Source organism: Tolypothrix sp. PCC 7601 (assembly GCF_025677855.1).
Lineage (GTDB): Bacteria > Cyanobacteriota > Cyanobacteriia > Cyanobacteriales > Nostocaceae > Aulosira > Aulosira diplosiphon.
The window spans coordinates 2640019-2656069 of the sequence record NZ_CP064879.1 but is presented as its reverse complement, the minus strand read 5'-3'; the positions used below and the strand labels follow the sequence as shown (position 1 = coordinate 2656069).

Genomic DNA, 16051 nt, shown 5'->3' with positions numbered 1-16051 from the left:
TACCTTTTCCCCTTTTTTCCTTGTCCCTTTTCCCTGTATGCTTTCTTAATCATCAAAATCTGCTTCATCCATTAAGCCAGAATCAGTCATAGTACCGCCAAAATCTAAAGCATCATCTGACAAGCGGATTATTTGTCCTTGAAAAAATTCTGCTAATCGCTGTGCTGCGATCGCAACTTCATCCGTTTCCCATTCGCTAGGGGGTGGTGCTGGTGTAGGGGTTGGTGGTGGCAAAGTTTGTACACCACCTCTACCTGTAGAGGATGGCTCTGTTCTCGTTGGCGCAGGTATTGGTGGTGGTGCTGGTACAGGTGCTGCTTTCGGGGTTTCTGGTTGCGGTATCGGCGCTACTGTTGTGTTTTGGTTGTTGTACCTGGGAGTAGGTGGTTGTTGAACACGAGTAGAGTCTGCTGGTAAAGCGTTCCTTTTAACCGAAATCCTGGATGTAGAGGTTACTTGTTCCAGAGTTACTTCAACTTCACGCTGAAAAGTCTGCTGGAAAGCTCCCTTCATCATTGACAGATCAGATTTAAGTGTTTCATACCATTTTGCGCCTTTGACAGCAATACGGGCTACATTACCTTTAAACTCTACTAGTTGGCACATTTGCCCTAATAAAGCTTGCCTAGAAGGAGGAAAATTGGTACACACCTGTTGCCAAATTTTAGTTAAATCATATTGTGCTTCTTCAATAGCTTCTGCACTTACTGATTCAATTATTGCCGGTTCGACAGGAATAGATACAGGTTCTGGGCTACTTTGTGAAACTGAGTTAGCTGCTAAATTATGATTTGTTGTTGGTTCAGCAACTTGATGATTTTGGGCAACTGCTGGAGGGTTGTGATTTGTTTGTGAATAAACAGGAGATGGTGCAGAAACTTGCTGATTTTGCGGCGATGGGGCAGGAAGGCTAGGTGATATTTCTGTTTTTGGAACTCTGGGTGGTACACTGGCGGCTTGTACTGGAATGTTGGCAGTAGGTAATAATCCCAGCAATATCACCTCTAACCACAAACGTGGTTGGGTAGTGTTTTTGATTTGTACTTCTGCTTCGCGTAAATTTTTCTGTCCCGCTAAAATTGTGCTGGCTTCTAGCTTTTGAGCCAATGCAATTAAGGCTTGCCAGGTTTCCTGAGTACAAACAACTAAATCTTGACGGTTGGGTGCAGTCTTGGCAATTAGCAAATCACGGTAAGCAGCAGCGAGATTTTGCAGAATAGTTAATGGTTCTCGACCGCGATCCAAGATTTTGCGAGTGCAATCTAAAACTGCTTCGGCATTATCCTGAGCGATCGCACTTAACAATACTACTAAGTCCCGTTCGCTCACAGAACCAACTAAATCCCAGACTCTATCGGGCGTAACTTCACCAGATAATAGCGCTAATTGGTCGAGGAGACTTTCTGCATCTCGCAATCCCCCCTGAGCAATTTGGGCAACTAAAGTTACAGCATCTAGAGAAATATTAATATTTTCTTTTTGGGCGATCGCGCTTAAATGCTTGACCATCGCCTCTAAGTTAATACGTCTAAAATCAAACCTTTGACAGCGAGAGATAATTGTCGGCAATACTCGCTGGGGGTCGGTTGTTGCTAAGACGAATACTACATGTTTAGGTGGCTCTTCTAGTGTCTTTAATAACGCATTGAATGCCTGGGTACTCAGCATGTGGCAATTATGCACCAAAAGCCCATTAGCCACAAAGTTGTGATTATCTTCGACTTCAATGTCATAAACTGGCTCAACCCCAGCGAGGTGGACAGATTCTACCGTTGCCAAACTTGTATCCCATTGTCGGGATTGAGTTAGAGAGATTACCTTTAAATTGGTGTCCTGAGGCAAATCGACGGATGCGTCCATCCGTACCGAATTTGTAAATGAGGCTACCGCATCCACATTCACAGGCGATAGTATCTTCACTCCTTCTTTTACGTCCCTTGCTGCTATCCATCCCCGATCTGTCCTAATTAAATGATTGCCAGTACATCTAATTTCTCCATGAGTTGTCTTGATAACCAAGGTTTGACGTTTTCCTTGGTCTAACCACCGTACAACAGGCTTAAATTCCCAATTCCCTGATAATTCGTTGTAACTTAAAACTTTTTTGCCCTGAATAGTAGGGTCGTCAATTCTGACGAGTCCTTCATCAGTTAAGACTAAAGAGTCGCCAGTTAGACATTCGTCGATGACGTACACCTTGTAGCGACACTGCACAGGCGCAAACTGCGCTTTTTCAATAATTTCTCGGATATTATCGACACCAGTATTGCTGGCTGCGTCAATTTCAATCACATCCAAAGAGTAGCCTTGAGTAATTCCCTGACAGACATCACATTTGCCGCAAGGTTGAGCAGTGGGCTTACCACTCGCCAGACAATTGAGGGATTTGGCAAGAATACGCGCGCTGGAAGTTTTGCCTGTACCTCTAGGGCCAGTGAACAAATAGGCGGGGGCGATTTTAGCTGAGTTGATCGCATTTGTGAGGGTAGTAGCGATCGCCTCTTGTCCGACTAATTCCGCAAAACTCTTTGGGCGATACTTATGGTGCAGGGGTTCGTAAGACATAAGATGATAGCACCCAGTAGAGTTGAAGATTTTACTATTGTAGACTACCAGAACTGCACCATAGGTTGCTCTGGGATGGAACTTTGGCGTTTAACGATGAGTTCTAGAAAGTTTTGCAGATTAACGCTATAGTACAGTGCGATCGCCTAAACACTGAAGAAATCTGAACAAAAGATTAATTTACTCGATAGATACCCAGGTTTAGCCTAAATAGGGCTACTTTAAAAAAGTCATCACACCTAAAAGCACTTTATTGCTTTTAGCTCTGTGCATCAGTAGGGTGTTTAAAATGATGACGGATTCAGGCTAGGTAAGCCCAGTCCGCCACAATTACTGCAAATTAATTTACAAAGTGGATGGTTATAGTTATTTGCCATAGCCCCATTTTGCCCAGTCAACCAGTTACTAAATAAACACCGATCGCTAAAATTCTTAGGGTAATCAAACTCAAAAAAAGTCCAGAATCAAGCGGCGATGAATTCCGTCATCTAGGACTTTGCGGCACCAAGGGGAGGAGATACAATCATGCAGCAAATGCTCAGGAGGTTAGTTCAATGGCTGAAAAACTTGTTTCAGGGCTTGTTTGGGCGTAAAAAAACTCGCCCGCAAGTGCGTGCAGAGGTACCCAAACAACCACCACCAACACTCAGCGATACCGATTTAGAATTTCTGTTCAACGAATTGTTGGAAGGAGTCCACCAAGCACGCGGTCAAGCATGGGCACAAAAGTGGCTACATAATATTGAAAATCGCATACCCACAGAACGTTGGGTAGAGTGGTTGCGACGCTTGGGCGAAAGATTACTAGCAGCCCCTACACCTAATAATGAAATGGCAGCGCGGTTAGTGCAGTTGGGTGATTTAGGCGTTGGTGAGGTAGGAGATGTTGCCTATGATATCGGAATGCAATTGTTGACACGCAATCAAGGCGAACCAATTTGGGAATATGATGGGCCAGATGCTACCAACCCCTCACCACCTCCAGAAATTGACTCTGTAGCAACTGCAACAGCCACAGCCGAAAATAATTCAACAGAAGCCTACGAAACTGTTACTTTAGAACAGTTGTTTGTAATGATGCAGCAAGATGAAAATTTATGCCAGCAAGTTGCCCAACAACTGGGGCTGGAGACGACCGATCCACAAGTCATCATTCAAGAATTGATTAATCAATACCATGCTGCTAATCAAGCAGCTACAGAACAAGCAGCTACAGAACCAACAGAATCATGAATACTCAGATGAAAATATTGTTACCGCCGAGGATCATAAAGTTTTTGTAATTGTACTCATGAGTTTTTACGTAATTCATGATCTTTTTAACACAACGATGGCTACAATCTAGGTTAAATAAAAATCCAAGAGTGTGACAGATGCTCAGGCGTCTAATTGAATGGCTAAAAAACTTGTTCCAGCTTCCTTTTAGTAATCAAAAAGCTGGTTCTCGAAATACCGCAAGGGGATACGGGGTGGCAAAGTCACCACCGGAACTTACCAATGCGGATCTAGAACTGTTGTTTACCCAGCTGCTGGAAGGTGTGCATCAAGCCAGAGGACGTCAGTGGGCGCTGAAGTACCTGCAACGGATGGAACACCGGATTTCTGATGAACGCTGGATCGATTGGTTGCTGAATTTTGGTGAAAGATTGTTAAATTCCCCAGCACCTAACCAGCAAATAGCAGGGCGAATGATCCAACTGGGTGAACTTGGTGTTGGCAGAATCGGAGAACTTGCTTATGACATTGGTTTGACTTTGTTGAAGCGTAACTCCGCAAGTAGTTATGAAGCAATTGACGATTTTGATCGTCGTTTGGGCATGGAAAGCACTACCCCTGAAGATAATTTTCACAATACTCCAGGACAGGAATTGATCCGCAACTTGGGCGAAAGGTTATGGGATTATGAGGAGGAAGATACCGAATCCACAATTCCCATACCAGAGATGATGTCTGTGGAGGAAGCATGGACAGGCAATATTGGGGAAGTGTTATGGGAATATGACGGCGAAGATGCTGCCCCAAAAGCTGCTATCCTTAATCCTTCAGAAGATGATGCGATCGCCAATTTATTTGATTTGTTCTTAGAACCGCCTGATGATGAAGAAACAGACACAGAAATCATCACGCCGGTTACTGATTTAAATCCGCTTCCTGAAGAACCTCTGCACACTGCACCCCCAGCAGCAGAAGTAACTACTCCCACACCACCAGAGGTAGATACTAGCCTGGTTCCCCCAGCAGAAGAACAACCCACCGAAATTTCCCAAGCGCCGACATGGGATAAATCTTTAGCCAAATTAGAGCCTAACGTCGCTCAAGCTTTGGATGAGTTGTTAGTCAGGTTGGATCAAAGTACTTCCTTAGTCCAAGAACTGGCTTCGGAACTAGCCATTCAACGCCAAAGTTCGCAAATCATACCGCAACCCCAAATTGATCGGGCGCAAGCATGGTTTTATCAAGGGTTGCAACAAGCGAGAACAGGTGATTTATTAGGTGCGATCGCATCTTATGATGCAGCGATCGAACTGAAACCCCATGTTGATGAATACTGGTTTAATCGGGGTTTAACACTGTTTCATTTAGAACATTTTAATGAAGCGATCGCATCTTATGACAGAGCTATAGAACTACGTCCCGATTACTACAAAGCTTGGTATAACCGGGGGGGAATTCTCGGAGAATTAGGGCAATTTGATGATGCAATTGTCTCCTTTGAGCGAGTAATTGCCATCAAGCCCGATTTCTCGGAAGCTTGGGCTAGCAGAGGTTTAGCGTTGATGAAGTTAGGGCTGTTATGGGAAGCTATAGAAAGCTATGACCAAGCCTTAGCGTTGGAACCCCAAGACCCCGAAAACTGGTATTATCGCGGCATAGCACTGGGTATCAACGAACAACATGAAGAAGCGATCGCTTCTTACGATAAAGCGTTAGAAATTGACCCCGATTACTATGAAGTTTGGATTGATCGCGGCGTAGTCCTGTTTAATTTAAAACAATGGTCAGAAGCGATCGCCTCCTGGGACAAAGCCCTCTCGATTCACAACGATTTCTACTTAGCTTGGTATAACCGAGGTGTGGCTTTAGATAATTTAGGTAGACGCGAAGAAGCGATCAACTCCTACAAGAAAGCGATTGCCATCAACCCCGAATTCCATTTAGCCTGGTATAACCAAGCAGTCGCCTTGTTTTATTTAGGAAGCTATGCTGATGCGATCGCTTCCTATGATAGTGCTTTAGAAATCAAACAAGATTACTGGGAAGCTTGGATTGGGCGGGGAACGGCTGCGGGTAATTTAGTGAATGTTGATGCACTTTCCGGTTTATTCACGAAAATTACAGATACCAGTTCCGCCTTGAAGCAAACTGGCTATGAGGGTAAAGTAGCTAGCTACGAAGCCGGCTTAAAATATGTCCGCCCCGACACTCACCCCGAAGGTTGGGGTAGATTGCATTTAGCGATCGCCAATACTCATTACGATTACGGTAAGAAAAATGCAGCTAGCCGCACTCCTTGGCAAAAAGCGGTAGCAGAGTATAATCAGGCACTCTTAACTCTGACTAGCGAAGATTTTCCGCAGTTGCATTTGGAAGTGTTGCAATCTCTCATTAAAACCCTTGTCGGTTTGGGACAAACAGCACAAGCACAAGACTTACTGCAATACAGTACCGATTTATTAAGAGAATTACTCACTGATTCCACCCGTCCCGATGATAGTAAAAAGCAGTTAGCTTTAAGATTTGCTGGCTTGCGGCAATTAATTGTTGATTTAGCCGTAGAGTATGGTGATTTAGTAGAAGCTTGGGAAATTGCCGAACAAGCGAAAAATGCTTGTTTAACTTGGCAGCTTGATGGTTGGCAAGAAGAAATTGCATCCATCAGCTATTCTGAAGTTCAACTGCTATTAAATCCTCAAACAGCAATTATTTACTGGCATATTAGCCCAGCTTCTGTACACACCTTTGTACTCAAGGATCAAGCGCCTTCACCCATCCTCATATTTACACCTATGCAAGATACAGGTGTATTTAACTTAGGCAGAACCACATCACGTTTACAAGAATTACCTCTACCAGAAGGAGTCAGACGTTTAATTACCTTTGAAGATTGGTTAGAAGATTGGAATCAACAATATCAAGAATATAGTAGCCTTGCTGAAGATAAACAAAATCAAATCAACCATTCCTGGCGGATGGATATGGAGCAAAGGCTATCCGAGCTAAAAGATATTCTCAATATTCCTAGTATTATTCAGGAATTGGAAGGAATTACACATCTAATTTTAATTCCCCACCGTGATTTACAAAGATTGCCTCTCCATGCCCTATTTTCCGGCTCTAATCAACCAGAATATTTATCAAATTTAGAATCGAATTTCACAATTAGCTACTTACCCAGCGTCCAAATAGGTTTATCCATAAAACCAGAAACCATTGGTGATAAACATAATCAAGTACTACTTAGCGTTGAACATCCTCAAAGTACAGATTATCCGCCCTTAAAATTCGCTAAACTGCAATCTGAAATTGTTAATCATATATTCCCTAATTCCTATCGTATCCAAGGGTTACAAGCTGATAAACACATCGTTAAAAATGCCCTAACTGATGATTATCATATTCTACATTTTACAGGTCATATCATTAACAATTTCAGCGAACCGCAAAAATCAGAATTAGTTTTAGCGGGTGAAGATAAGTTGACTTTAGCAGAAATTAGTCAACCATCTTTAGTAAGTTACAACCTAGTTAACCTATCAGCTTGCGAAATTACAACTAATAATAATCATCCTATTACTAGTGAGTATGTAAGTTTAATTAATGCTTTCTTACATGTTGGAGTATCCCAGGTTTTAAGTACTTTATGGACTGTAGAATCAGTAGCTAATGATTTAGTAGTTTTAGAATTTTACCGACGGCTACAACCAGATCAACCAGCCGTCAATACATTAGCTGAAGTCACAGCTTGGTTGAGAGAACTAACTGCCAGAGACCTGACCAAATGGTATGAAGATTTACTCAATAATCTCCATCCTGAAGATTTAAGAATCAGGACTCATGTAGCAACACAAATGTACAGAAGCAGTAAACTTTCCCCAGAACAAAAACTATACAATCATCCCTATTATTGGGCAGCGTTTACAATCACGTATCGGGGGATTGGTGATTAGGGACTGGGGATTGGGAGATGAGGGAGATGAGGGAGATGAGGAAGGAGAAATACCAATTACCAATTACCCATTACCCATTACCCATTACCAATGACAAATGACAAATGACAAATGACAAATGACAAATGACAAATGACAAATGACAAATGACAAATGACAAATGACAAATGACAAATGACAAATGACAAATGACCAAATGAAAAATTATGGAAACTCAAGCAGAAAACTCTACCAGACTAACTTGTGAAGTAGAACTTACATTAGAGGTGATTGGTGGACGTTGGAAAGTTTTAATTATTAGAGAACTGATGTCAGGTGTAAAACGCTTTGGTGAGTTACAAAGGGCATTACATGGTATTACGCAAAAGATGCTTACCCAACAGCTAAGGGAAATGGAAGAGGATGGTATTATCCATCGTGAAGTTTATCCCCAAATTCCCCCGAAAGTAGAATATTCACTTACAGCTTTAGGTGAAAGCTTGCAACCCATTCTCAACGCCATGCATGAATGGGCTGTAAAACATTCTGCTCAAATCCGCCGCCAGCGAATCTGAATAAGGGCTGAAAATCAAAAGTCAAAGAGTCAACAGTCAACAGTCAACAGTCAACAGTCAACAGTCAACAGTCAACAGTCAACAGTCAACAGTTACTCTTCCTCATCTTCCCCAATCCCCAATCCCCATGTATAAACCTTTCATCACCTCTGCGAAAATTTGGGTATGTTTGGGGATTCTTATTTGGATATAAGTAGTACAATTGTTCTAGTAAGCAACTTTAATTCCCAACTTTCAGCAACTTGAGTGCGTAGCTGCATAGCAGCTTAACGTTAGACATCGCCTTCTAGTAATCACCCAAGGCGGTTGATTTGTTGTGCAATATTGGGGAGTTTTTAGGAGGTCAACATCATGATCGCACAAGTACAGCCTGTAATTCCCGCTCCGGTTGACTCTAAAGTAGTTAAAAAATCTGAGTTTGAGCAATACGCCCAAGAAAAAGCCAATGCTTTAAAAAATGCTAGTGGAGAAGGATTTTCGCTGCTTTCGCTAGCTGATGTTACTAAAACAATTTTACATCATGCCTTTTGGTTAGCGGAACAAAAACAACAGCTTTCATTGAGACAGTATAAACAGTTATTGGTTGAACAAGGCTGGAAAGGTGAAGAAAAAAAATATCTGAAGATTGCAGCTGTATTTGGTGAATTTTCGCCCCAGGATTTAGCACAAATTGAACCTTTGACTGTGTATCAGCTAGCAAATAACAATAATAAGTATAAGCCAGTAATAGATGCGCTTTTAGAATTGAGGGCGATTACTCAAGAAGCCGTACGTTCTCTAGTTAAAGAAAAACGTACCCCCAGAGAACCAAAACCAGAAAAACCTAGTATTTGGCGGCGTACAAAGAATGGTGGTAGATATTGCCAAATTCCAAGCATTCATGAGGAAGATGAGCACACAGGCGTGACTCTGCAAAACATGATTGACACAGAAGGTTTGAGCGCTCAACAAATAGTAGCAGAAGCGATCGCACTCCGAAAGGCATATAAGGAAGGACTGTTAGTTGTAGTAGAGGAAAACAAAAATTAACTCTGGCATAAATTTGAGCAAAATAACCATTATTTAGGGGGTGAAGGGACTAACAAGTATAGCCCTTTCACCCCCTTGGTAAATATCAAAAAATCAGAAATAAAAACTCCACCCACAAAGGCATGGAGCATGGGGAATAAGTTTCCAATGCCCCATGCCCATTGCCCAATGCCCTAAGCGGCGGGGCGGCTATTCTTATCCATACACAAAGTAATGAAGTTTCCCGCCGCTTTCTATTAAAAACAGCCAGCAATCATTCCACCCAATAAGATAAAACCAATCCAGACATTTTGACGGAACATCTTGCCATAAATAGGGTTGGGTAAATTTGGGTTACTTAACTTGATGGATTGCCAAACCCAGCCAATTGTGGCAATTACTAAGCTAATCCAAAATGCTAGGTGAAGGTGAATCACAACTCCTAAGTCAGCTAGTAAAGCTATTGTGCCGACAAAGAAAATCGCAATGGCTAAAGGTGCGTAATTCCCAAAAAATAGAGCGCTAGAATTAACACCAATTCGCCGATCATCTTCCTTGTCGCTCATCGCATATACAGTATCAAATCCTAATGTCCACAGTACAGTTGCACCCCAAAGTAACCAAGTCGGTTGGGAAATGTTTTGTGTAACTGCACTCCAGCTAATTAAGACAGCAAAACCCCAAGCAATTGACAGCACTAATTGCGGTACGGGAAACACTCGCTTCGCGCCTGGATATAGCAAAATGACGGGAACTGCTGCTGCTGATAACCAAAAAGTTAAAGGATTAAGATAAAACGCCAAAACTGCGGCACAAGCCAGCGCCACTAAGCCGACAACAATCCCAACTTTAATGGAAAGTGTACGGGCAGCTAGGGGGCGATCGCGAGTTCTTTCTACTTCCGGATCGATATCCCGATCCCACAAATCATTGACAACACATCCAGCTGCACTGGTGGCGAGAGTACCTAAAATAATTACGCCAACTAAAGGCAAAGGTGGTTTACCTGCGGCGGCTAAAAACACAGCCCACAGTGCAGGAATCATCAGGATTAATCGTCCTTCTGGTTTATGCCACCGCAAAAGCCGAATAATTATCAGCCACATCGGTTCGGAGTTGCTTTCTGGCGTTCTTAACATAGAAGTAAACAAAAAATCAAGTAATTACTTTAGCTAGATGAATTAACACATCTTTACATCTATAGAATATCTTTATTTGCTATTTGTAAAAACACAACCTAAACTTGCATCCTTAGATATATCTAAAAGGTCAATTTAGTTGTGAGCAGCAGAGTGAATATTTTTGATCAAGGTTGAGTCAATCTTCACTTAACCTTTATGACCCCGACACACCAGTTTTTACTATCCTTACTAACAGAGAGAAAACTAGATGCTAAGTTTAGTTTCGACTAACCACGTGAGCATTCCCACTCCGACATTTAAGCAAAATCGGATTATTGCTGCCATTGACCTAGGTACCAATTCTCTGCACATGGTAGTGGTAAAAATTGACGCTACCCTACCGGCTTTTAGCATTATTGCCAGAGAAAAAGAAACTGTGAGACTAGGCGATCGCGATCTGGCTACAGGTAATCTGAAACTAGAAGTAATGGACAGGGCGATCGCAGCTTTAGGACGCTTTCAAACAGTTGCCGAAACTTCCAATGCGGAAACTATCGTGGCTGTCGCAACTAGCGCTGTGCGCGAAGCACCCAATGGTAAAGATTTTTTACACAGAGTCTTCGTTGATTTAGGTTTAAGCGTTGACTTAATTTCTGGACAAGAGGAAGCGCGGCGTATCTATTTGGGTGTGCTGTCGGGGATGGAATTTCACAACCAACCGCACATGATTATTGATATTGGCGGTGGTTCTACAGAATTAATTTTGGGGGATAGTAATGAACCACGCACGCTCACAAGTACTAAAATTGGTGCAGTCCGCCTGACTGGTGAGTTAATCACCACAGATCCCATCAGCAACGCCGAGTTTCAATATCTCCAAGCCTATGCACGGGGGATGTTAGAACGTTCTGTAGAAGAGGTAATTGCAAACCTCAAATTTGGGGAATCGCCACGTTTAGTAGGTACCTCTGGCACGATTGAAACCTTAGCACTGATCGATGCCAGGGAAAAATTAGGTTATGAACCTTCCACACTCAATGGCTACCAATTAAGCTTAAAAGACTTAAGAGATTGGGTAAATCGCCTACGGAAACTGAGTAACGTTGAAAAAACTGCGATACCAGGTATGCCAGATAAGCGGTCGGAAGTTATACTGGCAGGCGCAGTAATATTACAGGAAGCTATGACCCTTTTGGGCGTTGAATCAATAACAACTTGTGAGCGTTCTTTGCGCGAAGGTGTAATCGTGGACTGGATGCTAGCCCACGGTTTAATCGAAGATAAACTGCGTTTCCAAAGCTCAATTCGGCAGCGTAGTGTACTCAAACAAGCTAATAAATACCAAATTAATTTAGAGCATAGCGATCGCGTCGCTGGATTTGCCCTTAGTATATTTGATCAAACTCAAAACAAATTACACTTTTGGGGTGAGGAAGAACGACAATTACTATGGGCTGCTGCGATATTACATAATTGCGGTCATCATGTCAGCCATTCATCTCACCACAAACATTCTTATTATCTAATTCGCAATAGTGAATTACTCGGTTATACCGAAAGCGAAATCGAAATCATTGCCAACATAGCGCGCTATCATCGCAAATCTGCGCCCAAGAAAAAGCATGAGAATTTTCGTAACTTGCTCACGAAACAACACCGCCAAATAGTTAGCCAATTAAGTACGCTTTTAAGATTAGCAGTGGCTTTAGATAGACGACAAATAGGCGCTATTGAAAAGGTACAGTGTGAATATCATCCACACACCATAAAATTTTACCTGCGAATTTTCCCATCCCATCCAGATGATGACTGTGCCTTAGAACTATGGAGTTTGGATTACAAAAAATCGGTATTTGAGGCAGAGTTTAACGTCCACTTAATCACAACTTTAGAACCTTATACGATGTCTATTAATTCATAGTTTACGCCGTTAATATTGCCACAGGCTAGCTATTTCTAATAACAATTGAAAGTATACAGCCCTTTTGGTGCGTGATTGCTTTAAACATCACGCACTACCAATGACATCAAAAACAACGCGTTAAGGAAAAGCCAAGCTATAAAATCTAAGGAAAATTGATCGCGTCATTACTTTGATTGCTATAGCAGATAACGTAATCAGAATTAATCCACCCTTCTTTATTTGCTAATTTTGGGTTTGATTCTGGGATAACGCGTACTTTAATCCAGGGTGTTGGAGTGGCATTTAAGGTTGATATGTCACGCATTAATAATGTGACGTTGTTACCATTATCTAAACCAGCTTCAACTTTTCCGCCTGGTGTACGTCGTAAACTTAACTGTCCTTTCACAAGTCCAGTTACTTCGCACATCGCTGGTTTGACTTCAGCGATTTTTGCGTTACATTTAAGGGCTGCTGAACTTACCCAACCTTCCAAAAATTTATCTTTCGGAGATTCAGAATCAATCACTTTTACATATAGCCAATTTTCAATACCTTTTGCAAGTACTTCCAACCTTGCATCTTCGTATAAATTGATGAATCCTGCACTCTCAAATTCTTGTTGTGGTTTTGCTAGGTAAAAAAATAAAGCTTCTTCATATCCCAGTTTCTTTGATTGACAAATAACTTTTTTTGTTTGTGCTTTGTTTGCTGTCGCTGCATTTGCAATCAGGCTAGGAGTAACATTAACTAACCCTAAGCTCAAAAACGCAAAAGCTATTTTTGATAACAATTTATACTTTTTAACAGGTGAGTTAAAAGCCGATAAATTGCGTTTAGACTTATCTGATAAAATATATAACGCCTTACTGTTATTCATAATTGCTAGATAAAGTATTCAAAAGCACTAAATATCTAACTTAGCTTTTTTACTTTTGAAACGCCTACCCAATGTCACTTAAATAATTTCTTGCAGTCAAAACCAGTATATTTACATATTTTGGCAAAATTTTAGTTGAGAATTTAAGCTTGTTAAGCCATCACACTTATACAATGCTGGAATTTAATTCTATTTCCACTATTTTTCAAGAGGATAGTAGGGATTAATAAGTGTCTAACGTCACAGCCAGATACTTTGACAAAAACTCTGAGGCTTCTGGAATTTATTAGTGCTACACTGTATTCAATATCAAACCTCTACAAATCGCTAGCGAGATAGCTGAAATGAAGTAGTAACAACCTCATGTTGCACTCCAGCAACAAATGTCAAAACATAATCACCACAAGCAGTTTGACAGGTTACTTCAAAAAATCATGTTCTAAAAATATTGTGATTTAGCCGTGAGCACATTCTCTGCGGCTTGGTTTGTTGTGTACCGAATCTACCCGGAATTGTTGTTAATCAACGGGTGGAAGTTGGGGAATTGAGGTTTGAGAAGAATGCAGAAAAAATCAATATTATTAGCTGAGAATTTAGCTTATCAACTTAGTTCAACCAGGACTTTATTTGAGAAAGTTCAGGTAAGTATTGCCCCAGGCGATCGCATCGCTTTAGTTGGTAGTAATGGTGTGGGTAAATCAACCCTTTTGAAGATACTTGCAGGAGAAATTACGCCTAGCAATGGTTCTGTATTGTGCAAACATAATATTTACTATTTGCCCCAAATCAGTACCATCAGGCAAGAAATTACTGCAGAAACAGTACTCGATTTCTTAAGTTCTAAATCTGATGAATGGTGGCAGATTGAGGAGATTTTACAGACACAATTCCACACCACCCTGGACTTATCATTATCCATGAGTAACTTGAGCGGTGGAGAACTCACAAAATTATTTCTCGCAATTGGCTTATCTCAAGCACCAAACATACTATTGCTAGACGAACCCACAAATCACATGGATCTGCTAGCGCTAGAAAATTTAAGGCAATTTCTAGTAAATTTCTCTGGTGCATATATCATTGTCTCTCACAAGCCTTTCTTCTTAGATCAGGTAACAGAAGTTACTTGGGAACTGACATCTGAAGGGGTGAAAGTATATGGAGGTAATTTTTCGGAATATCGCCAACAAAAAGAAATCGAGTTAGCAGCCGCAGTGCGATCGCATGAAGTCTCCAGAAAAGAACTCAAACGCGTCCAAACTACAGCTATGCAAGAACAGCAGCGCGCCGCGCAATCTCAGCGTCAAGGGCGTGCTAAGTTTCTCAATGGCAGTATTGATCGCGCCTCAGCCGGATTGATTAAAACCAAAGCCGAGGCTGCTTCTGGGAATGCCAAAAAGAAGCACGAGCTTGCAGTAGTAAAAGCTACGCTAAATGTGGCAGATACTAAAGTAAAAACCACAAAAGCAACCAGTATTCAATTAGCCGAAAAAGCTCAAAAACGCCGCAACTTGATTGATATTCAAGATGCCAATCTTTGGGTATCAGAGCGCTTATTGATACAAAACATCCAACTGCATATTACCTCAGGCGATCGCATAGCAATTGTCGGCGCAAATGGTTCAGGTAAATCGACTCTCGCCAAAGCCATTCTGCAAATGGAACAGCCAGCAGCAGTTTTGGCTGGGGGTGAAATTTTACTCGCACCAGCCATGAAAGCCGTATATCTCGATCAAACCTATGAACTAGTCAATCGCCAGCAGACGATTTTACAAAATATGCAAGCCGCGAACCCTAGCCTCAGCTATCAATTGCTACGTCAACAGCTAGGACACTTTTTATTTAAATATAATGACGTTCACAAAAGTACATCAGTATTGAGTGGAGGAGAATTAGCCAGATTAGCGATCGCAATGATCAGCATCTCAGAAATTGACCTGTTAATTCTCGATGAGCCGACTAATAACTTAGATATCGAAACCGTTGAGCAAATGATAGTAGGTATCAACGAGTATCAAGGCGCGCTGTGGGTAATTTCCCACGATTTAGATTTCCTCAACCGCATCAACATTACTCAAAGTTACAAGTTAAGTAACCAAGCCTTGCAATTCACCAGCTATTTACCCAGTACACCACAGCAGTATTATCAAGAACTGCTGGAATGTCATCAATTGGGTAATGGGTAATGGGTAATTGGTAATTGGTAATGGGTAATTGGTAATTGGTAACAATAATTTCCCTTTTTTCCTTTTCCCCTTTCCCCTTTTCCCCCTCATCCCCAGTCCCCAGTCCCCAATCCCCAGTCCCTAATCCCCAATCCCTAATCCAAAAGTAGAAGCCGCAAAGCGTGGGAGCAAGTTATAATTCTCTTGCGGAGAGACGTAACAAAAATTTATGAGTAACCCCCTTTTACAAGCTTTCTTTGTCGGGAGAGCAGTTGCTGAAGTAGTGAACGAACGCTTAGAAGTCGCTTTGACTGATGCTTTGAGCGAAATTGGCAAATTTGACGCTGAAGCGAGAGAACAGTTACGCCAGTTCACAGATGAGGTGCTAGAACGGGCAAATCGCGCAGCTGAGGCTGCTGGTACTGGTCAGTCTACTACAGTGCGTGGCCCCAGTGGCTCTGACCCTGTTGATTTGCAAGCGATGATTGATGAACTACGGGCAGAAATCGCTTTATTACGTACTGAATTACAAAAGTATCGTAGTAGTTCTGTGTAAAAGCTGCGAACAATCCACTAGGAAGCATATTTTAGTCATTGGTCATTAGTCATTAGTCATTAGTCATTAGTTATTAGTCACGAGACAAATGACACCTGACAACGGACAAATGACATTTGATCGCAAACATT

10 protein-coding genes are annotated in these 16051 nt (G+C 41.7%); 7 read left to right on the top strand and 3 right to left on the bottom strand.

The window, feature by feature from the left end; genetic code table 11:
* Positions 1 to 45: 45 nt before the first annotated feature.
* The gene (gene dnaX, locus HG267_RS11085) at positions 46 to 2565 is read right to left on the bottom strand and encodes a DNA polymerase III subunit gamma/tau (RefSeq protein WP_045869024.1); all 2520 of its coding nucleotides are present in this window, start codon (positions 2563 to 2565) and stop codon (positions 46 to 48) included.
* Positions 2566 to 3099: 534 nt separating this feature from the next.
* Here dnaX and HG267_RS11080 point away from each other — a divergent pair.
* The 4 genes from HG267_RS11080 (at position 3100) to HG267_RS11065 (ending at position 9316) form a co-directional block, all read left to right on the top strand.
* Positions 3100 to 3798 (top strand): hypothetical protein, encoded by a 699-nt coding sequence (locus HG267_RS11080; protein ID WP_045869620.1) that lies wholly within the window; start codon positions 3100 to 3102, stop codon positions 3796 to 3798.
* Positions 3799 to 3938: 140 nt separating this feature from the next.
* Positions 3939 to 7733: a tetratricopeptide repeat protein gene (locus HG267_RS11075; protein WP_045869023.1), complete on the top strand. Its 3795-nt coding sequence runs from the start codon at positions 3939 to 3941 to the stop codon at positions 7731 to 7733.
* Between the two features lie 206 nt (positions 7734 to 7939).
* A complete protein-coding gene (locus tag HG267_RS11070; RefSeq protein ID WP_045869022.1) occupies positions 7940 to 8287 on the top strand; it encodes a winged helix-turn-helix transcriptional regulator in 348 nt (115 codons plus the stop codon).
* A gap of 351 nt (positions 8288 to 8638) precedes the next feature.
* On the top strand, positions 8639 to 9316 hold the full coding sequence (locus HG267_RS11065; RefSeq protein WP_045869021.1) for a hypothetical protein: 678 nt from the start codon (positions 8639 to 8641) through the stop codon (positions 9314 to 9316).
* Positions 9317 to 9552: 236 nt separating this feature from the next.
* Here the strand turns inward: HG267_RS11065 and HG267_RS11060 are convergent, their stop codons facing one another.
* Positions 9553 to 10434, bottom strand: a complete 882-nt coding sequence (locus HG267_RS11060) for a 4-hydroxybenzoate solanesyltransferase (protein WP_045869020.1) — start codon at positions 10432 to 10434, stop codon at positions 9553 to 9555.
* Positions 10435 to 10684: 250 nt separating this feature from the next.
* On the opposite strand from HG267_RS11060, the gene HG267_RS11055 reads away from it, so the two are divergent.
* A complete protein-coding gene (locus HG267_RS11055) occupies positions 10685 to 12337 on the top strand; it encodes a Ppx/GppA phosphatase family protein (RefSeq protein ID WP_045869019.1) in 1653 nt (550 codons plus the stop codon).
* 145 nt (positions 12338 to 12482) lie between these two features.
* On the opposite strand, the gene HG267_RS11050 is transcribed toward HG267_RS11055, so the two are convergent.
* Positions 12483 to 13199, bottom strand: coding sequence for a hypothetical protein (locus tag HG267_RS11050; RefSeq protein ID WP_052335116.1), 717 nt, complete (start codon positions 13197 to 13199; stop codon positions 12483 to 12485).
* Positions 13200 to 13759: 560 nt separating this feature from the next.
* Between HG267_RS11050 and abc-f the strand changes: the two genes are divergently transcribed.
* Positions 13760 to 15385, top strand: coding sequence for a ribosomal protection-like ABC-F family protein (abc-f, locus tag HG267_RS11045; protein WP_071989362.1), 1626 nt, complete (start codon positions 13760 to 13762; stop codon positions 15383 to 15385).
* Between the two features lie 208 nt (positions 15386 to 15593).
* On the top strand, positions 15594 to 15920 hold the full coding sequence (locus HG267_RS11040) for a DUF6825 family protein (protein WP_045869018.1): 327 nt from the start codon (positions 15594 to 15596) through the stop codon (positions 15918 to 15920).
* Positions 15921 to 16051: the final 131 nt, after the last annotated feature.